Source organism: Paenibacillus sp. 19GGS1-52, from assembly GCF_022369515.1.
Taxonomy (GTDB): domain Bacteria; phylum Bacillota; class Bacilli; order Paenibacillales; family Paenibacillaceae; genus Paenibacillus_AQ.
Genome location: NZ_CP059724.1, coordinates 202,220 through 221,571 on the forward strand (window position 1 = coordinate 202,220; position 19,352 = coordinate 221,571).

The window sequence follows — 19,352 nt, forward strand, 5'->3', positions numbered from 1 at the left end:
AGCCTAAACTCTTTCAAATTGCTGATTACAGCTTTGAAAGAGTCAGGATGTTCTTATATGCGGTTCTATTATTTCGCTGCTACGTTAGCCTCTACCATATCGACAAAGTATTGATGCAGTCTGTAATCATCCGTTAGCTCCGGGTGAAAAGAAGAGACGAGCAGGTTGCCCTGACGCGCGGTTACAATCTCATCATTATAGATAGTGAGCACGTCGACTTCCGGTCCCACCTCGTTAATAAGTGGAGCTCGAATAAATACAGCTCGAACGGGTTCATCAATACCTAATACGTCCAAATCACATTCAAAGCTTTCCCGTTGGCGGCCAAATGCATTCCGAGCCACGGTAATGTCCATGAGCTCCAAATGTCCGGGCTCGCCGCCGGCAATCCGCTTAGCCAGCACAATCATACCGGCACATGTTCCAAAAATCGGTTTACCCTGACTTGAGAAATCACGGATCGCTTCAATGAAGCCATATTTACGCATGAGTTTACCGATAGTCGTACTTTCACCGCCAGGAATAATCAGACCTTCTACCTCTTCCAGCTGCTCTACGCGCTTGATAGGCAAGCCTTCCGCTCCAGCCTTCTCTATACTGACGATATGCTCTGTTACAGCGCCTTGAAGCGCCAGCACTCCTATTTTCATTCTGAAACCCTCTCTCTATTAACGGCCACGCTCCGACATACGTTCAGCCGGGGTCAGAGTTGCAATATCAATCCCCTTCATAGGTGCGCCCAGGTTCTTTGATACTTCAGCAATCAGTTTGTAATCCGTGAAGTGAGTAGTTGCCTCAACAATTGCACGTGCGAATTTCTCAGGGTTGTCCGATTTAAAAATACCGGAGCCAACGAATACGCCGTCAGCACCCAAATGCATCATCAGAGCAGCATCGGATGGAGTTGCTATGCCACCTGCAGCAAAATTAACTACTGGCAGCTTGCCAAGTACGTGAATTTCAAGCAACAATTCGTAAGAAACACCCAGGTTCTTGGCTTCATTATAAAGCTCATCCTTGGACATGTTTGTTACTCTGCGAATCTGACTGTTAATAACGCGCATGTGGCGCACAGCTTCAACAATGTTGCCAGTTCCCGGTTCACCCTTGGTACGGATCATGGATGCTCCTTCGCTAATGCGACGCAGGGCTTCTCCTAGATCTTTAGCTCCGCATACAAACGGAACGGTGAATTCATGTTTATTAATATGGAATACTTCATCTGCAGGAGTAAGAACTTCACTCTCATCCAAATAGTCAACACCAAGAGATTCCAAAACCTTTGCTTCTACATAATGACCGATACGCGACTTAGCCATCACGGGGATACTTACCACTTTAATGACCTCTTCTACAATTGTAGGATCAGCCATCCGTGCTACTCCACCAGCTGCGCGAATATCAGAAGGTACACGTTCCAGAGCCATAACGGCTACTGCACCCGCTGCCTCAGCAATTTTTGCTTGCTCTGCATTCATGACGTCCATAATGACGCCACCCTTTTGCATTTCTGCCATGCCTCTTTTAACTCGTGATGTTCCTGTTTCCATGTCAAAGCCTCCCGATTGATCTATCTTAATCTAACTTGTAATTTTACCGTAAGACGGCCAAATATACAACCCATTTACTCGGAATATCTATTTTTATCGACAATAGCTGTCATTAAAACAGGTTTTTGATGCCTGTGAACAGATCGCCGAAAAATTCCCCAATAGCTCTAAGAAGCAACTTAAACCAGCCAGCCTTTTCAGCTTCTTCAGCAGTAATTAGATTCACCGTCTTCTGCTGAGCTTGAGCCATGCCTTGAACTTGGTAAGAATACGTCACTTTACCTACTTTAGAGGATTGTGAAATAGGAGCTACCAGTGTTGCAGCATCATTTATTGCGACAGTTGTCTTAATTTGAGGAGAAACCGTTCCCTTTGGTACGATAAAAGTTACACCTTCATCTGTAACTACAGAAACCTCTTTATTCTTCCCCTTCAATACCGGAACCGTTTCATTTCCAGCGATTACTGCCTTGGGTGCTATAACCTGCTTAACTTCAAAGTTATTGAAGCCAAAATCAAGTACTTTTTTCGTTTCCGTAAAACGGTGGGCCTCTGAATTTGCCCCCATTACAACACTGATAAGACGCATTCCATCACGGACAGCCGTGCCGGTGAAGCAGTTGCCAGCACTCGTAGTATGCCCTGTCTTTAAACCATCAAGACCCGGATAAGCATAGGCCTTAAAGTTGGCAATGTCTTTGTTTGCTTCCAACATCCAGTTGTAGTTAATCATCGGCTGTGCATCTCGTTCACGAAATTTATAGGATTGAATCGTCGTAAAATCCGTGAAATCAGGATGGTCGGTGACGATAAATTTAGCAAGAATTGCCGCATCCATCGCCGACATTACCGTTTCACGATCTGCTTCAGGGCGAAACTTTGCCGGCATATCGTCTCGATCAAGCCCCGTGGAGTTAATGAAATACGCGTTCTTCATTCCCATCCTCTTGGCCGTTTGGTTCATCAAGTCTGCGAATTGCTGCTCCGATCCGGATACAAGCTCTGCCAGAGCTACTGTAGCATCATTGGCAGATCCAACCGCCATAGCTATGTATAGATCCTTGACACTATGTTCGTCTCCCTCGGCCAGAAAAATACGCGAACCGATCTGTTTAGAGGCATTCTCCTGCACAATTACTTTTTGATCCCAAGTAATCTGACCATTCTTCACAGCATCTGCTACTAGATATTCCGTCATCATCTTTGTCATACTCGCTGGAGGAAGGGGGACATCGGCATTCAATGATAACAGTACCTCACCTGTAGTCGGTTCAATCAATACCGCCGATTTTAAATTCAGGCCAAGCGATTCTACAGAAGGAATCTTTACCGCAGTTGCTGCCGCTGTAGTCGTCTTTGTGCTTGTCGTACCCGATTCCGTAGTTGCCGGAGTCTTACCTGACTCAGCCAGTGCCGGGGCTGTAGGAGAAATTAACATATTTAAAAGTAGACCTACTGTCGCTGTCTTAATCACAAATTGTTTACCGCTAAATTGTCGCTTGTACTTCAATGATTACTACTCTCCTTTGAACCTCATATCAATTGCTTGTTCTATTCTAACACAGGGGTATCTGCAAAAAAAGACAGGCAGGACGAATTTAGCCCTGTCTGTCCATAAAATAGTATTAATAGTCGATTATAAGGAATAGTTAGGCGCTTCTTTGGTAATTTGAACATCATGTGGATGACTCTCACGTAGTCCTGCTCCAGTGATCCGAATAAAGGAAGTGTCATTCCGCAATTCTGCCAGGTTCTTCGTTCCGCAATAGCCCATACCGGAACGCAGGCCACCAATTAGCTGGTGAACAGTGTCGGAAAGTGGCCCTTTGAAAGCTACACGACCTTCAATGCCTTCAGGAACAAGCTTCTTATCATCATCCTGGAAGTAACGATCTTTGCTACCCTGTTTCATCGCACTCATACTGCCCATACCACGATATACCTTGAACTTACGGCCTTGGTAAATCTCGGATTCCCCAGGGCTTTCCTCTGTACCTGCAAATAGACTACCCATCATGACCGCATGCGCACCAGCAGAAATAGCCTTTGTTATCTCTCCCGAGTACTTAATACCCCCATCAGCGATAACCGGAATTCCATACTCACGAGCTACGGAAGCACAGTCATAAATAGCGGTGACCTGCGGCACGCCAATTCCGGCGATAACACGCGTTGTACAGATAGAACCTGGCCCGATACCCACCTTAACAACGGACGCCCCTGCCTCAATCAGCTCTCGGGTCGCTTCACCCGTGGCTACATTGCCTGCAATAATTGTCAGATCAGGATACAAGCTGCGCAGCTTACGAACTGCATCAATAATATTGATATGATGTCCGTGCGCAGAGTCTACACTGACCAGATCCACGCCAGCATTGACCAAGGCTTCAGTACGCTCGTACGTATCCTTAGAAATCCCAATAGCCGCACCCACAAGCAGTCGCCCTTGAGCATCCTTGGCTCCGTTAGGAAACTGGATAGCCTTCTCAATATCTTTTATGGTAATAAGTCCTTTAAGGATATTATTCTCATCTACCAAAGGCAGCTTCTCAATCTTATGGCGCTGTAAAATTCCTTCTGCTTCCTGCAGTGTAGTACCCACAGAAGCGGTAACCAGATTCTCATGCGTCATAACTTCTTTAATCTGAATATTATAATCATGGATAAACCGTAGGTCCCGATTTGTTAGAATACCTACCAACTTATTGCCTTCATCTACTATAGGGACTCCAGAAATCCGATATTTGCCCATTAAATGTTCAGCATCGGATACCCAGTGCTCAGGTGTAAGGGAGAAAGGATTAGTAATAACTCCGCTCTCGGAACGCTTCACGCGGTCCACCTCTTCTGCTTGCTGCTCTATAGACATATTCTTATGAATAATGCCAATGCCACCCTCACGAGCGATAGCAATAGCCATAGCAGCTTCTGTTACGGTATCCATACTCGCACTCATAAGTGGAATATTGAGCTTCACGTTCTTACTCAGTACAGTGGACAAGTCCACTTCCTTCGGCAACACAACAGATTTACGCGGCACCAATAACACATCATCAAACGTCAATCCCTCTTTACCAAACTTATCTTCCCACACCTGGGTCATTCCTCCTCAATAGTATTAATTCTACCCGCTCACAAACTTTATGAAAGAAGAAAACTCGATTCAAGTCCATTCACGACAGACAAATATGCAAACTTGAAAGTTGTATATCTTCCTATCTTCGATTCAGGTTTGAGATGCTTGTCCAAAAATATATTATTGCCATCTTAGCAAAGGGTTTTTGGACTGTCAAGAACATTACATCATTAGAGTAGGTATTCAGATAACCAAGCTCTAGTAAGCGAATTCTTGGACGAAAGTCCTTCTCCAGTGGACACTTCCTGCATTATGTTTCATTATTCAATGTTACTCTATTAGTGGATTTACAACTCATTGGTACAACAAAAAGACCACTGTTGAAAGATCAACAATGGTCTTAAGTGCTTGGCAACGTCCTACTCTCCCAGGACCCTTCGGTCCAAGTACCATCGGCGCTGGAGGGCTTAACGGTCGTGTTCGGGATGGGTACGCGTGGAACCCCTCCGCTATCGCCACCAAACATGCGCTTGTGTAACAAGCGCTGGCGTTTTGAAATTTGGTTCATCACAACTGTGTGAATGAATTTCAAAACAATTGGTTTTTTTCCGGTCGCTTAGCTCCCCGAATTTCTTCAGGAAAATAACCAACACTAGAAAAAACATACAGGCTTGAATCGCCTGAAAACTGAATCCGAATCGAATCTGTGTTCTTGCTTGTTTGTGGATAAGCCCTCGACCGATTAGTATTGGTCAGCTCCATGCATTGCTGCACTTCCACCTCCAACCTATCTACCTCGTCGTCTTCAAGGGGTCTTACTAATTGGGAAATCTCATCTCGAGGGGGGCTTCACGCTTAGATGCTTTCAGCGCTTATCCCGTCCGTACGTAGCTACTCAGCCATGCTCCTGGCGGAACAACTGATGCACCAGCGGTACGTCCATCCCGGTCCTCTCGTACTAAGGACAGCTCCTCTCAAATTTCCTGCGCCCACGACAGATAGGGACCGAACTGTCTCACGACGTTCTGAACCCAGCTCGCGTACCGCTTTAATGGGCGAACAGCCCAACCCTTGGGACCTACTTCAGCCCCAGGATGCGATGAGCCGACATCGAGGTGCCAAACCTCCCCGTCGATGTGGACTCTTGGGGGAGATAAGCCTGTTATCCCCAGGGTAGCTTTTATCCGTTGAGCGATGGCCCTTCCATGCGGTACCACCGGATCACTAAGTCCGACTTTCGTCCCTGCTCGACTTGTAGGTCTCGCAGTCAAGCTCCCTTATGCCTTTGCACTCTGCGAATGATTTCCAACCATTCTGAGGGAACCTTGGAACGCCTCCGTTACTCTTTAGGAGGCGACCGCCCCAGTCAAACTGCCCGCCTGACACGGTCCCCGTACCCGATGAGGGCACTAGGTTAGAACCTAGATACGATCAGGGTGGTATCCCAACGTCGCCTCTGCAGAAGCTTGCGCTCCTGCTTCTCAGGCTCCCACCTATCCTGTACAGATCGTACCCAAATTCAATATCAAGCTGCAGTAAAGCTCCATGGGGTCTTTCCGTCTTGTCGCGGGTAACCTGCATCTTCACAGGTATTAAAATTTCACCGGATCTCTCGTTGAGACAGCGCCCAAGTCGTTACGCCATTCGTGCGGGTCAGAATTTACCTGACAAGGAATTTCGCTACCTTAGGACCGTTATAGTTACGGCCGCCGTTTACTGGGGCTTCGGTTCACAGCTTCGGGTTTAACCCCTAACCGCTCCCCTTAACCTTCCAGCACCGGGCAGGCGTCAGCCCGTATACTTCGCCTTACGGCTTCGCACAGACCTGTGTTTTTGCTAAACAGTCGCTTGGGCCTTTTCACTGCGGCCCCCTCGGGCTATTCACCCTACCGAGGCACCTCTTCTCCCGAAGTTACGAGGTCATTTTGCCGAGTTCCTTAACGAGAGTTCTTCCGCGCGCCTTAGAATTCTCTTCTCGCCTACCTGTGTCGGTTTGCGGTACGGGCACCTTCTCCTGGCTAGAGGCTTTTCTTGGCAGTGTGAGATCATGACCTTCGCTACTACAATTTTCGCTCCCCATCACAGCCCAGCCTTAACGATGTGCGGATTTGCCTACACATCAGCCTCACTGCTTAGACGGACACTTCCATCAGTCCGCGTCACTACCCTCCTGCGTCACCCCATCGCTCATAGCGGATTACGGTGGTACAGTAATTTCAAACTGTTGTCCTTCGACTACGCCTTTCGGCCTCGCCTTAGGTCCCGACTTACCCTGAGCGGACGAGCCTTCCTCAGGAAACCTTGGGCTTTCGGCGGATCAGATTCTCACTGATCTTTTCGTTACTCATACCGGCATTCTCACTTGTATACGCTCCAGCACTCCTCACGGTATACCTTCAACGTATATACAACGCTCCCCTACCCCAGATACAATGTATCTAGCCATAGCTTCGGTGGTGTGTTTAGCCCCGTTACATTTTCGGCGCAGAGTCACTCGACCAGTGAGCTATTACGCACTCTTTCAATGGTGGCTGCTTCTAAGCCAACATCCTGGTTGTCTGTGCAACTCCACATCCTTTCCCACTTAACACACACTTGGGGACCTTAGCTGATGGTCTGGGCTGTTTCCCTTTCGACAATGGATCTTAGCACTCACTGTCTGACTCCCGGTAATAAGTATATGGCATTCGGAGTTTGACTGAGCTTGGTAACCCTTGCGGGCCCCGCACCCAATCAGTGCTCTACCTCCACTACTCTCATACCGAGGCTAGCCCTAAAGCTATTTCGGGGAGAACCAGCTATCTCCGAGTTCGATTGGAATTTCTCCGCTACCCCCACCTCATCCCCGCATTTTTCAACATGCGTGGGTTCGGGCCTCCAGTGCGTGTTACCGCACCTTCACCCTGGACAGGGGTAGATCACACGGTTTCGGGTCTACGCCCCCATACTCAAGTCGCCCTATTCAGACTCGCTTTCGCTGCGGCTCCGGCTTCTCACCTTAACCTTGCATGGTAAACGTAACTCGCCGGTTCATTCTACAAAAGGCACGCCATCACCCAGTTATAGGGCTCTGACTTTTTGTAAGCACACGGTTTCAGGTTCTATTTCACTCCCCTTCCGGGGTGCTTTTCACCTTTCCCTCACGGTACTGTTTCACTATCGGTCGCCAGGTAGTATTTAGCCTTAGCAGATGGTCCTGCTGGATTCATACGGGGTTTCACGTGCCCCGCACTACTCGGGATCCGTCTCGGAGAGAACACAGTTTAGGCTACAGGGCTTTTACCTCTATCGCGGGCCTTTCCAGACCTCTTCACCTACCATATTCCTTTGTAACTCCATGTGAGACGTCCCACAACCCCTAAGAGCAAGCTCTTAGGTTTAGGCTGTTCCGCGTTCGCTCGCCGCTACTGACGGAATCACTATTGTTTTCTCTTCCTCAGGGTACTTAGATGTTTCAGTTCCCCTGGTCTGCCTCTACATACCCTATGTATTCAGGTATGAGTAACTGTGCATTACCACAGCTGGGTTTCCCCATTCGGACACCCCCGGATCAAAGCTTGCTTACAGCTCCCCGAGGCAGTTTCGTTGTTCGCCACGTCCTTCGTCGGCTCCTGGCGCCTAGGCATCCTCCGTGTGCTCTTATTAGCTTAACCAATGCTCCAGTGTTTCGCTTGTTTGCTCATCTTGTTTTGAATGTTGCTACCGGATCACTCCGTTCGCAGATCATTCAAAGCCAAAAGTCGCTTCACAATCAAAAACCTTCGCTAAGCCATAATACACTTTCGCTCGTTTACACAAGCGACAGATAAAATGTTCTAAAACGCAAATTCGTTTCGGTATCCAGTTTTCAAGGATCAAGTTTTTGTTCGTCCTTACAGACAAAACAAAATTGAGAGCTTCAACTCTCAAAACTGAGCAACGAGTGAGTGTGTGCAAACCCTAAGGGTTTACTAGAAGCCTTGCGGCTTCTGTTCGAATGTTTCCGTTACAGGAAACGATTCTCCATAGAAAGGAGGTGATCCAGCCGCACCTTCCGATACGGCTACCTTGTTACGACTTCACCCCAATTATCTACCCCACCTTCGGCGGCTGGCTCCCTTGCGGGTTACCCCACCGACTTCGGGTGTTGTAAACTCTCGTGGTGTGACGGGCGGTGTGTACAAGACCCGGGAACGTATTCACCGCGGCATGCTGATCCGCGATTACTAGCAATTCCGACTTCATGCAGGCGAGTTGCAGCCTGCAATCCGAACTGAGACCGGCTTTGTTGGGATTCGCTCCACCTCGCGGTTTCGCAGCCCTTTGTACCGGCCATTGTAGTACGTGTGTAGCCCAGGTCATAAGGGGCATGATGATTTGACGTCATCCCCACCTTCCTCCGGTTTGTCACCGGCAGTCTGCTTAGAGTGCCCACCATAACGTGCTGGCAACTAAGCATAAGGGTTGCGCTCGTTGCGGGACTTAACCCAACATCTCACGACACGAGCTGACGACAACCATGCACCACCTGTCTCCTCTGTCCCGAAGGCCGCCGCTATCTCTAGCGGATTCAGAGGGATGTCAAGACCTGGTAAGGTTCTTCGCGTTGCTTCGAATTAAACCACATACTCCACTGCTTGTGCGGGTCCCCGTCAATTCCTTTGAGTTTCAGTCTTGCGACCGTACTCCCCAGGCGGAGTGCTTACTGTGTTAACTTCGGCACCAAGGGTATCGAAACCCCTAACACCTAGCACTCATCGTTTACGGCGTGGACTACCAGGGTATCTAATCCTGTTTGCTCCCCACGCTTTCGCGCCTCAGCGTCAGTTACAGCCCAGAAAGTCGCCTTCGCCACTGGTGTTCCTCCACATATCTACGCATTTCACCGCTACACGTGGAATTCCACTTTCCTCTTCTGTACTCAAGCCACCCAGTTTCCAGTGCGACCTCAGGTTGAGCCCAAGGTTTAAACACCAGACTTAAATAGCCGCCTGCGCGCGCTTTACGCCCAATAATTCCGGACAACGCTTGCCCCCTACGTATTACCGCGGCTGCTGGCACGTAGTTAGCCGGGGCTTTCTTCTCAGGTACCGTCACTCTTATAGCAGTTACTCTATAAGACGTTCTTCCCTGGCAACAGAGCTTTACGATCCGAAAACCTTCATCACTCACGCGGCATTGCTCCGTCAGGCTTGCGCCCATTGCGGAAGATTCCCTACTGCTGCCTCCCGTAGGAGTCTGGGCCGTGTCTCAGTCCCAGTGTGGCCGTTCACCCTCTCAGGTCGGCTACGCATCGTCGCCTTGGTGAGCCGTTACCCCACCAACTAGCTAATGCGCCGCAGGCCCATCCCTCAGCGACAGATTACTCCGTCTTTCATCCTCTTCCCAGGTGGGAAAAGGAATTATCCGGTATTAGCTACCGTTTCCGGTAGTTATCCCAGGCTATGGGGCAGGTTGCCTACGTGTTACTCACCCGTCCGCCGCTAAATCCTGTTGAAAGCAAGCTTTCAACAAAACTCCGCTCGACTTGCATGTATTAGGCATGCCGCCAGCGTTCGTCCTGAGCCAGGATCAAACTCTCCAATTTGTATTGAAAAGAGCGATTGCTCATTTTGAAACCTCTGACGAGAATTTACATTCTCAACCGACAAGTTTACTCCAGCATAAATGCTGTGAAACTCATCTTCTTTTGGATTTTACTTTCGTAAAATCCCACTCACTCGTTGTTCAGTTTTCAAAGATCAAGTTCTCGTTGTCGGCGTTTAATGTCTCACCAGCAACTCTTATAATATATCATATTCATTCGTGTAATGCAAGCACTTTTTTATTTCATTTTCGTGCTCGGCGTTGATGTCTCTCGGCCGGACTTAGAATATATCATGATTGGAGATTCATTGCAAGCTTTATTTCGGAATGTTCTATCGGAACAATACTCCCCAGGGAAAGCCGTAGCTAAACAGCTTCCCTTGGATGTTGTAGTATTGACGAATCAAGTCATTATTCAGCTGTACGGTTACGCATATGTGGGAATAGCAATACGTCACGAATCGATGCGGAATTAGTAAGTAGCATAATCAGACGGTCAACTCCGATACCCAGCCCACCTGTAGGAGGCATACCATATTCCAGAGCGCGGATGAAATCCTCGTCCATCTCATGTGCTTCATCGTTGCCTTGCTCTTTCTCCTGAATTTGCGCTTCAAAACGCTGGCGCTGATCGATCGGGTCGTTGAGTTCACTAAATGCATTTGCGTGCTCACGCGCCACAATAAACAGCTCGAAACGGTCGGTAAAGCGCGCATCCAATTCGTTCTTTTTAGCAAGCGGCGAAATTTCAACTGGATGTCCTGTTACAAATGTAGGTTGAATCAGCGTTTCTTCTACAAATTGCTCAAAGAAGGCGTTAAGGATATGTCCGAAGGACATGTGCTTCTCGACGGGCACACGGTGTTCTTTGGCCAGAGCATGGGCTTCCTCATCGGTCATCTGCACACTGAAATCGACACCCGTTACTTCTTTGACAGCATCGACCATGGTTACGCGGCGCCAGCCTGGCGTCAGATCTACTTCCTGACCTTGGTAGTTCAATTTCTGAGTTCCCAGCACTTCTTGAGCAATATGAGCGATCATACTCTCTGTCAGATGCATGATGTCCTTGTAATCCGCATAAGCTTCATACAGCTCAATCATAGTGAACTCCGGATTATGTCGTGTTGACATTCCTTCGTTACGGTAAACCCGGCCGATTTCGTACACTTTCTCTAAGCCACCTACAATAAGGCGTTTCAAATGCAGCTCAATGGCAATTCGCATGTACAGCTGCATGTCTAGCGCATTGTGATGTGTAATGAATGGACGTGCAGCAGCACCGCCAGCAATGGAGTGTAACGTAGGTGTTTCGACTTCGAGATATCCCAGCGAATCCAGATAACGGCGCATTGCTTGAATGATCCGCGAGCGGGCAATAAAGGTCTGCTGTACTTCCGGATTAATAATCAGATCGACATAACGTTGGCGGTAGCGCAAATCCACGTCCTTAAGGCCGTGGTATTTCTCCGGGAGTGGCAACAAAGATTTAGACAAGACTTCAAGGTTGTGTACTTTAATTGAGGTCTCACCTGTTTTGGTCTTGAATACCACTCCGCGAACTCCGATGATGTCGCCGAGATCCAAAATACGGAAGGCAGCGTATTGCTCTTCAGGAATAGCATCTTGACGGACGTAAATTTGAATTTTGCCACTAAGATCCTGCAGTTGTGCGAAGCTCGCTTTCCCCATACCCCGTTTTGCCATGATACGGCCGGCGATGCTGACTTCAACAGCTAGCTCGTCCAATTCTTCTTTGGTCTGCCCATCATACTTGGACATAAGATCTCCAGCGTTAGCTGTACGCTCGTACTTTTTACCAAATGGATCAATACCCAATCCACGCAGCTCGTCCAATTTGGCACGGCGGATTTGCAGCAGCTCACTAAGTTCATTCTCTGAGATGTCCACATTGTTTATTTCTTCGGTCACACTCTTCATCCCCTTTAAATCTGTATGTCATATACACAAGAAGAAACGGCTAAGCCGCCTTTTTAGGGACGCATCCGTTCCTCTCTACACCCATATTCTCATAATGATGTCAGGAAGAAACGGCTAAGCCGTCCTTTTAGGGATGGCATCCGTTTCTTCGAGAAATATAAGGATAATTTATCGTGTGAAACCTATAAATTCTTATAGTTTGAAAAAAGCTTCCCTAAGGAAGCTTTCCCAAACCTATTTCCTCTACTGCCGATTATACCTCTAAACGGGTATACATAAAGCAGTAAGTCAATTTACAAACGCTCAGGTCTGTACAATCACTACATTCTGATATCAAGAATTTTATATTGAATAACGCCTGCAGGAACACTAACGTCTACGACGGTGCCCTTTTTCTTACCAATAATAGCTTTACCTACTGGACTTTCGTTAGAAATCTTATTCTTTAAAGGATCTGCTTCGGCCGAGCCGACAATCGTATATTCCATAACATCGCCATATTCCATATCCTCGACGCTTACGGTAACTCCAATACTGACCACATCGGTAACAATTTCGTCGCTATTGATGATGCGCGCGTTGCGAAGCATCTTCTCTAGAGTGATAACGCGTCCCTCAATAAAAGCCTGCTCGTTCTTCGCGTCTTCATACTCCGAGTTCTCACTGATATCTCCGTAGCCAATCGCCACCTTAATCCGTTCGGCCACCTCGCGGCGTTTCACAGATTTAAGCATCTCTAGTTCTTCTTCCAGACGTTTTAGCCCGCCCGGCGTAAGGATGACTTCTTTATCGCTCATCTCAACCGATTCTCCTGTCGTATACAATTATTGAAAACACCATACTATATGCGAATCTGGGGGATAAGAACCCTCCATGTTGCATTGCTCGTGCTGTAACGGCGATTTTATACTGAGAAATTATATTGGAACCGCTACAAAATGTCAATGATACCCCATATATTGTTCAGTGTAATCAACTGAAGTTCGGAAAATAACGATTATACCGCCGAAAGGGACGCCTCAGAACTCCCACTGCGTGCTTCGTCATACTTTATCTGTTCGACAAAATCCAGCAAAATCTTCACCATTTCGTCGCGCTTCGTGCCTTCCATGATGACGTCCTTCACACGGGCCCCAGATTTTAAGCCCTTCAAATACCAAGCCAGATGCTTCCGCATCTCACGAACGGCTACGTATTCACCTTTAAGTTCAATCAACCGGTCCATGTGAAGAATCGCAACCTTCATCTTCTCTTCAAGTCCAGGTTCAGGCATTAGCTCGCCGGTCTGCAGATACTGTATCGTCCGATATAACATCCACGGATTACCGAGGGCCGCACGCCCAATCATAACGCCATCACAGCCAGTCTGATCGAGCATAGCCCGGGCATCCTCAGGTGTATTCACATCGCCATTACCAATAACGGGAATCGAAACGGCTTGTTTAGCCAGTCTAATATAATCCCAGTCGGCATGCCCCGTATAAAGCTGCTCCCGAGTTCGGCCGTGTACGCTGACAGCTTTGCCCCCAGCACGTTCAACTGCACGTGCATTTTCCTCTACAAAAATATGCTCGCTATCCCAACCAATTCGCATCTTTACAGTGACGGGCTTATCAACAGCTTCTACGACTGCAGACACCATTTCATAAATTTTCTCAGGATTCAGCAGCCAACGGGCTCCTGCATCACATTTGGTTACTTTCGGCACAGGGCAACCCATATTGATGTCGATAATATCTGCATTCGTCTCTTTATCGACCACTTTCGCCGCTTCTACCAATGATTCACGATCTCCGCCAAAAATCTGCAAACTTAGCGGTTTCTCCCGATCGTCCACAAACAACATTTCCCGCGTGCGCGGATTTCCATGCAGAATAGCCTTATCACTTACCATTTCCGCACAAACCAACCCTGTACCAAATTCCTTGGCAATCAGGCGGAACGCTGGATTGCATACGCCAGCCATCGGAGCCAGAACAACCTGATTCTTCATTTCAATGTCGCCAATCTTCAGCATCTTATCACTTCCTTATTCTCTTTCGTATTCTTATGAGGAGGGATTCGCCAGCTCTTGGGTCGTTACCTCGAGAACATTTGCAATTTTATCTAAAATTTGATCTTCTAGTCGTCTATTACCCCGCTCAACTGCACCAAGCACAGCTAAGGAAACTCCAGTACGATCTGCGAGCTCCTGTTGGGTCAAGCCTTTCAGCTTACGGAATGCCCTGACCCGCCGTCCCATACGCTTGTTGTCCACAGCCGAATTCCTTCTTTCCCATCTATGTCTTGGAGCGCTGTTGTAACTAGCTTGCGGAGTCCGAAGTGTTCATCCTGTGGTACGATATCGCTGAGTGGAAAAAGTACAAAGGCCCGCTCAAACATCCGTGGATGCGGCAGTGTTAAATGCAGCGTATCAAGCGTTAATCCTTCTATCCACAACAAATCCAAATCTACAGTTCTTGGTCCATAACGAATATCCCGGGTACGACCAAGCTGTGTTTCGATCTCTAGCATGACTTCCAACAAGTCCTCTGGTGCGAGTGTCGTGCGCAATGCGGCCGCCATATTCAGAAACTGCGGCTGGTCCAGATAACCGACTGGTTCTGTCTCGTATACCCCGGAGCAGCGAATAACCTTAATTCCATCGTGATTGTCCAGCCTGTTCAAAGCCTCCTTCAGGGTTCCTTCACGGTCGCCCAAATTGGCCCCTAAAGCAATATAAGCCTCTGATTCCTCAGAGGTGGAATGTATGTTCATGGTTGAGTTCTCACTTTCTCGTTCTGCGTAGCTCTACAGTCACTCCCTGAAAATGAATGTCGAACGGCGGATGTGGCTTGGTCACTTTGACCGTTACTGCATTGATAATAGTATAAGTGTCCAATACAGAGGTTGCAATATATTCTCCCAAAGCCTCAATCAGTTTAAAGGATTTTTTTTCGACAATATCTTTAACAAGCCCATGCACTTCCGCATAATTTACAGTTTGCTCCAAATCATCGTTGAGGCCAGCCCCCTGCAGATCAAGCTCCAGCTCCAAATCAATGTAATAGCGCTGACCTAGTTTGCGTTCTTCTTCAAAAACACCATGAAACCCGTAGTATTCCATCCGGTGCAATGTCATTTTGTCCATAGGATAACCGCCTTTGTTGTGTGATGGTTTTCATTAATCTACTGAAGTTGGAGTGGCATATAACATGGCATCACACATTAGGACGGTACGCTTAATTAGCGATACATCGTGCACCCGCACTATCTGACAACCCTGGGCTATGCCAAATGCTACTGTAGCAGCCGTTCCTTCCACAACATCGTCCGACGGAAGATCTAGCGCGGCGCGGATGAATTTTTTGCGAGACGTCGCCAGTAGTAGCGGATAGCCCAATTCCGATAAGGTGTCCAGAGACATCATAGCCTGAAGATTCTCATTATAATCCTTGGCAAACCCTATGCCCGGGTCCAATATGATGTTGCAGGGTTTAACGCCTGCGGCTAACGCAAGATTTACACTCTCGAGCAAATCGGTAGACATATCCGAGATTAGGTCAGCATAGTTACGATCATGGCGATTGTGCATCAAAATAATCGGACAATCCGCCTGCGCGGCTACATTCGCCATTTCCGTATCAGCCTTGCAGCCCCACACATCATTGATAATATGAGCCCCTGCAGTTATGGCCTGTCGTGCTACTTCTGCTTTATAAGTATCCACAGACAGCGGTAGATGGGGAGCGGCACGATGAATGCTCTCTATGACAGGCAAAATACGTGACAACTCCTCTTGCACCCCTACCGGCTCATGTCCGGGGCGTGTAGATTCACCGCCGATATCGATAATATCAGCCCCCTCTGCAGCCATGCGCAGCGCATGCTCCACCGCTCTGTCAGGATCAGCCCACAAGCCTCCATCGGAAAAAGAATCCGGCGTTACATTGAGGATACCCATAACTAACGTACGTGCTCCGAGCTCCAGCTGTGTATTTCCGCAGCGGTACGTCCGCTTATATATGACCGGTCTCAAGGTTGTAGTTCCGTCCTTTCTCTATATAGAGTCATTAATTTCGTTGTAAAGCTTCCACAGCGGCCTTTGCCTACAAGGAATCGCTCAGCTTTTTGCCACAGCGTAGTAACAGGGACAATTTCCTGTATGGAATTCGTAAGAAATACTTCATCGGCAGCCTTCAGCTGCTCCCAGTCGTATAATCCTTCTTCTACTGGGAGTCCTGCTGCAAGGGCTAGCTCAATTACCATTTCCCGGGTAATTCCGGGCAGAATTCCAGTGGCTATATCTGGTGTGTAGAGTATATTGTCTTTTACAAAAAAGACATTGCTTACGATCCCCTCAGCTATCATCTCTTCTGAGGTAAGCATAAGCCCTTCCGCTCCATTAGCCGCGGATGCATAGCCGGAAAGCTCACGTTTGGCTAAAATATTGTTCATATAGTGCAATGACTTGAAACGCACCGGACCTTCCGGTGTATTACGCCGCAAAGATAACAGCTGTAATTCTTTGCCGTGACTATAAAGATTATTAGGAAAATGCGGCAGCTCCTTGATATAGAGCAAATGATTAGGCTGACAGTAGTCCCCCGCTGGCAAACCCAGAATATCCTCGCCAGCCGTCACCGTGTACCGGATATACGCTTCCTTCAATTCATTCTTGTCCATAACCCGCTTTATCCAATCCTGCAGACCTGCAGAATCCGGCTCAAAGGGTATGCCTAGCTGCTTGCAGCCCTCTGCCAGCCTATTCAAATGTCGTTCCAGCAGGAATGGGACTCCTCCATAGGTGCGGAAAGTCTCGAACAAGCCTATACCGTACAAAAAACCGTGATCCAGGGCAGAAACCTTGGCATCCTTGGCGTCGAGCACGCCATTATTGAAACCTATATAATTCATGCTGGTTCTCCAGCTCTCCGTTTCAGAAAATTGCTCAGTATCGTACGACCATGCTCTGTAATAATAGATTCTGGGTGGAACTGCACACCTTCGATCGGGTACTCTTTATGGCGAAGTGCCATAATTTCACCTTCTGCAGTCTCTGCAGTAATCTCAAGGCAATCTGGCAAGCTCTCCCGCTCAACGATCAAAGAGTGATATCTGGTTGCCGTAAAAGGAGACTCCAACCCTTCAAATACAGATGTACCGTTGTGATGGATAGGTGATGTCTTGCCATGCATTAAACGCTCGGCACGAATAACATTGCCCCCAAAAGCTTGTCCAATGGCCTGATGTCCCAGACATACTCCAAATATCGGAATGATGCCTTTGAAATGGTGCAGCAATTCCAGACTGATCCCAGCCTCATTAGGCGTACAGGGTCCCGGAGAAATCAGGATATGGTCTGGAGCCAGCTGTTCGATCTCCTCTATGCTGATCTCATCGTTGCGGTATACCTTAACCTCTTGACCAAGTTCACCCAAATATTGTACCAGGTTATACGTAAAGGAATCATAGTTATCAATGACCAAAATCATGGTATTACTCCCCCTTCGGCGCCGTCGGTATTCGGGATTCCTGCTGTCTTTCACTGCAGAGAACCGCCTTTACTACCGCTTTGGCTTTATTATGGCATTCACGGTACTCGCGGTATGGATCAGAATCGATCACTATACCTGCGCCTGTCTGAATATAACCAATCCCATCTTTCACTGCTAGTGTTCGTATAATAATATTTAATTCCATATTGCCGTTATAGTCAATCCAGCCCATAGATCCGGTATAGGGTCCACGTCGAACAGGCTCCAGCTCCTCGATGATCTCCATCGTCCTTACCTTGGGTGCGCCGGTAATCGTCCCCCCCGGAAATAAGGCTGCCATAACATCATAGGCATCTTTGCCAGGCGCTATCTTGCCATCTACCTGTGATACGAGATGCATCACATGAGAATAGCGTTCCACGGTCATCAGCTCGGGCACGCTGACAGATCCATATGCAGCGACACGTCCGATGTCGTTGCGCTCCAGATCGACAAGCATAATATGCTCGGCGATCTCTTTGTCGCTCCCGCGCAGCTCCGCCTCCATGGCGGCATCCTCCGCGGGAGTCATTCCCCGGCGCCGGGTCCCAGCGATGGGCCGGGCGCTCACGCTGTCCCCGTGCAGCTTGACAAGCAGTTCAGGCGAAGCGCTGGATAGCGCAAACCCGGGGGAGCGCAGCAGCCCCATGTACGGGGACGGGTTGAGCTTGCGCAGCCATTCGTAGACATCCTCCGGCGATGACTTTAGTTGCGCCTCCTGACGCAGCGACAGGTTCACTTGAAATACATCGCCTTGGCGAATGTACTCCTGAACGTCGAGTACCGCCTGCTGAAACTGTTCGCGGGAGAAAGCCGAAGTCATACCTGGCCATTCTCCTGATCCAGCAGCATGAGCTTCAGCAGTCTCTCCACTATCTTCCGGCAGGCCCTGGGCCGAAGATATGAGTTGCCAATGTTTCAGCATCTCCTTCGCCTGCTCTATAGCGCTTAAATAGATGCTTTTTAAATTCTCATTAGAGTTCTTAACTGGAACTGGCATATGAACTGCACAATAGAGCATGTCCTCTTCATGATCATAAATCCATACCTCCTCAAACCTCATGAACAGGTAATCAGGAAAGCCGGGATCATCCAGTGCAAGAGAGGGTAAATGCTCCAAAGAACGGGCCACGTCATATCCAAGGAAGCCGATACATCCGCCAAGGAAAGGTGGGATTCCGGGATTCAATAATCGCGGAGAGGTAAAGCCTGACATCCAACGCTGCAGCAGATCCAGCGGTTGTCCTTGTAGCACCGTTGCTTCGTACATAGTATTTATAGCTTCAAGAGAAGGATTAAAGCCCTCGGCGCTCCCTCCCTTGCCCTTCAACACAGATACGGGCCTTAGGCCTAGGTACGTGTAGCGCCCGCCTTTACCACTCTCTAATACCACAGAGTATGGTGAAGATATTTCCCAAGCCGCCTTCCAGGATAAGGGCAGCCCACCGGTGCTCTGCGGTGATTTTATAATTAGCGGGAGTGTGCTCCAGTCTTCCCTCGCCCACTGCTCCCAATCATCCCATGCCGTTATGATCTCCAAATCCATCCTCCTAAAAGTTTTATGAAGCATAGGCTACTTTGATTTCTACTTCGCATTAAAACTTGCTTCGTAAGCATTCGCTTAGTTTTATGAAGCATAGGCTACTTTGATTTCTACTTCGCAATAAAACTCGCTTCGTGGGTATCTGAGTCACCCAGAGTATA

At 48.2% G+C, this 19,352-nt stretch carries 14 protein-coding genes and 3 rRNA genes; all 17 read right to left on the reverse strand.

Translation table 11 applies throughout. The features are described from left to right. Window positions 1-68: 68 nt before the first annotated feature. Window positions 69-650, reverse strand: coding sequence for a pyridoxal 5'-phosphate synthase glutaminase subunit PdxT (gene pdxT, locus H1230_RS00965; protein WP_239713829.1), 582 nt, complete (start codon window positions 648-650; stop codon window positions 69-71). Window positions 651-668: 18 nt separating this feature from the next. Next, the gene (gene pdxS, locus H1230_RS00970; protein WP_154122791.1) at window positions 669-1,550 is read right to left on the reverse strand and encodes a pyridoxal 5'-phosphate synthase lyase subunit PdxS; all 882 of its coding nucleotides are present in this window, start codon (window positions 1,548-1,550) and stop codon (window positions 669-671) included. 112 nt (window positions 1,551-1,662) lie between these two features. Beyond that, window positions 1,663-3,060, reverse strand: a complete 1,398-nt coding sequence (locus H1230_RS00975) for a D-alanyl-D-alanine carboxypeptidase family protein (RefSeq protein WP_239713830.1) — start codon at window positions 3,058-3,060, stop codon at window positions 1,663-1,665. Window positions 3,061-3,186: 126 nt separating this feature from the next. Continuing rightward, window positions 3,187-4,644 (reverse strand): IMP dehydrogenase, encoded by a 1,458-nt coding sequence (guaB, locus tag H1230_RS00980; protein WP_239717007.1) that lies wholly within the window; start codon window positions 4,642-4,644, stop codon window positions 3,187-3,189. 388 nt (window positions 4,645-5,032) lie between these two features. Beyond that, window positions 5,033-5,149 (reverse strand): 5S ribosomal RNA (rrf, locus tag H1230_RS00985). 199 nt (window positions 5,150-5,348) lie between these two features. Next, window positions 5,349-8,279 (reverse strand): 23S ribosomal RNA (locus H1230_RS00990). Between the two features lie 355 nt (window positions 8,280-8,634). Continuing rightward, a 16S ribosomal RNA gene (locus H1230_RS00995) occupies window positions 8,635-10,192 on the reverse strand. Together the 16S, 23S and 5S rRNA genes form the textbook arrangement of a ribosomal RNA operon. A 410-nt stretch (window positions 10,193-10,602) precedes the next feature. Further along, the gene (lysS, locus tag H1230_RS01000; protein WP_239713831.1) at window positions 10,603-12,123 is read right to left on the reverse strand and encodes a lysine--tRNA ligase; all 1,521 of its coding nucleotides are present in this window, start codon (window positions 12,121-12,123) and stop codon (window positions 10,603-10,605) included. A 329-nt stretch (window positions 12,124-12,452) separates the two neighbouring features. Further along, window positions 12,453-12,929, reverse strand: a complete 477-nt coding sequence (gene greA, locus H1230_RS01005; protein ID WP_154122735.1) for a transcription elongation factor GreA — start codon at window positions 12,927-12,929, stop codon at window positions 12,453-12,455. 200 nt (window positions 12,930-13,129) lie between these two features. Continuing rightward, complete coding sequence (gene dusB / locus H1230_RS01010; RefSeq protein WP_239713832.1) at window positions 13,130-14,149, reverse strand: tRNA dihydrouridine synthase DusB; 1,020 nt, start codon at window positions 14,147-14,149, stop codon at window positions 13,130-13,132. A 30-nt stretch (window positions 14,150-14,179) separates the two neighbouring features. Continuing rightward, the gene (locus H1230_RS01015; RefSeq protein ID WP_345773425.1) at window positions 14,180-14,374 is read right to left on the reverse strand and encodes a helix-turn-helix domain-containing protein; all 195 of its coding nucleotides are present in this window, start codon (window positions 14,372-14,374) and stop codon (window positions 14,180-14,182) included. Next, a complete protein-coding gene (gene folK / locus H1230_RS01020) occupies window positions 14,341-14,889 on the reverse strand; it encodes a 2-amino-4-hydroxy-6-hydroxymethyldihydropteridine diphosphokinase (protein ID WP_239713834.1) in 549 nt (182 codons plus the stop codon). Before folK ends, H1230_RS01015 begins: the two co-directional genes overlap by 34 nt. A gap of 10 nt (window positions 14,890-14,899) precedes the next feature. Then, window positions 14,900-15,262, reverse strand: a complete 363-nt coding sequence (gene folB, locus H1230_RS01025; protein WP_154122731.1) for a dihydroneopterin aldolase — start codon at window positions 15,260-15,262, stop codon at window positions 14,900-14,902. A 33-nt stretch (window positions 15,263-15,295) separates the two neighbouring features. Continuing rightward, window positions 15,296-16,150, reverse strand: coding sequence for a dihydropteroate synthase (gene folP, locus H1230_RS01030; RefSeq protein ID WP_239713835.1), 855 nt, complete (start codon window positions 16,148-16,150; stop codon window positions 15,296-15,298). Beyond that, window positions 16,147-17,028, reverse strand: a complete 882-nt coding sequence (gene pabC, locus H1230_RS01035) for an aminodeoxychorismate lyase (protein ID WP_239713836.1) — start codon at window positions 17,026-17,028, stop codon at window positions 16,147-16,149. Before pabC ends, folP begins: the two co-directional genes overlap by 4 nt. Next, the gene (gene pabA, locus H1230_RS01040; RefSeq protein WP_239713837.1) at window positions 17,025-17,606 is read right to left on the reverse strand and encodes an aminodeoxychorismate/anthranilate synthase component II; all 582 of its coding nucleotides are present in this window, start codon (window positions 17,604-17,606) and stop codon (window positions 17,025-17,027) included. The genes pabC and pabA overlap by 4 nt, the downstream gene beginning before the upstream one ends. Window positions 17,607-17,610: 4 nt before the next feature. Further along, window positions 17,611-19,188, reverse strand: a complete 1,578-nt coding sequence (locus H1230_RS01045; protein ID WP_239713838.1) for an anthranilate synthase component I family protein — start codon at window positions 19,186-19,188, stop codon at window positions 17,611-17,613. Window positions 19,189-19,352 lie beyond the last annotated feature (164 nt).

Excerpts from the sequence above, each read along its gene's own strand:
- pdxT (WP_239713829.1), bottom strand. The coding sequence starts at position 650 with ATGAAAATAGGAGTGCTGGCGCTTCAAGGCGCTGTAACAGAGCATATC.
- pdxS (WP_154122791.1), bottom strand. The coding sequence starts at position 1,550 with ATGGAAACAGGAACATCACGAGTTAAAAGAGGCATGGCAGAAATGCAA.
- greA (WP_154122735.1), bottom strand. The coding sequence starts at position 12,929 with ATGAGCGATAAAGAAGTCATCCTTACGCCGGGCGGGCTAAAACGTCTG.
- dusB (WP_239713832.1), bottom strand. The coding sequence starts at position 14,149 with ATGCTGAAGATTGGCGACATTGAAATGAAGAATCAGGTTGTTCTGGCT.
- H1230_RS01015 (WP_345773425.1), bottom strand. The coding sequence starts at position 14,374 with ATGGGACGGCGGGTCAGGGCATTCCGTAAGCTGAAAGGCTTGACCCAA.
- folK (WP_239713834.1), bottom strand. The coding sequence starts at position 14,889 with ATGAACATACATTCCACCTCTGAGGAATCAGAGGCTTATATTGCTTTA.
- folB (WP_154122731.1), bottom strand. The coding sequence starts at position 15,262 with ATGGACAAAATGACATTGCACCGGATGGAATACTACGGGTTTCATGGT.
- pabC (WP_239713836.1), bottom strand. The coding sequence starts at position 17,028 with ATGAATTATATAGGTTTCAATAATGGCGTGCTCGACGCCAAGGATGCC.
- pabA (WP_239713837.1), bottom strand. The coding sequence starts at position 17,606 with ATGATTTTGGTCATTGATAACTATGATTCCTTTACGTATAACCTGGTA.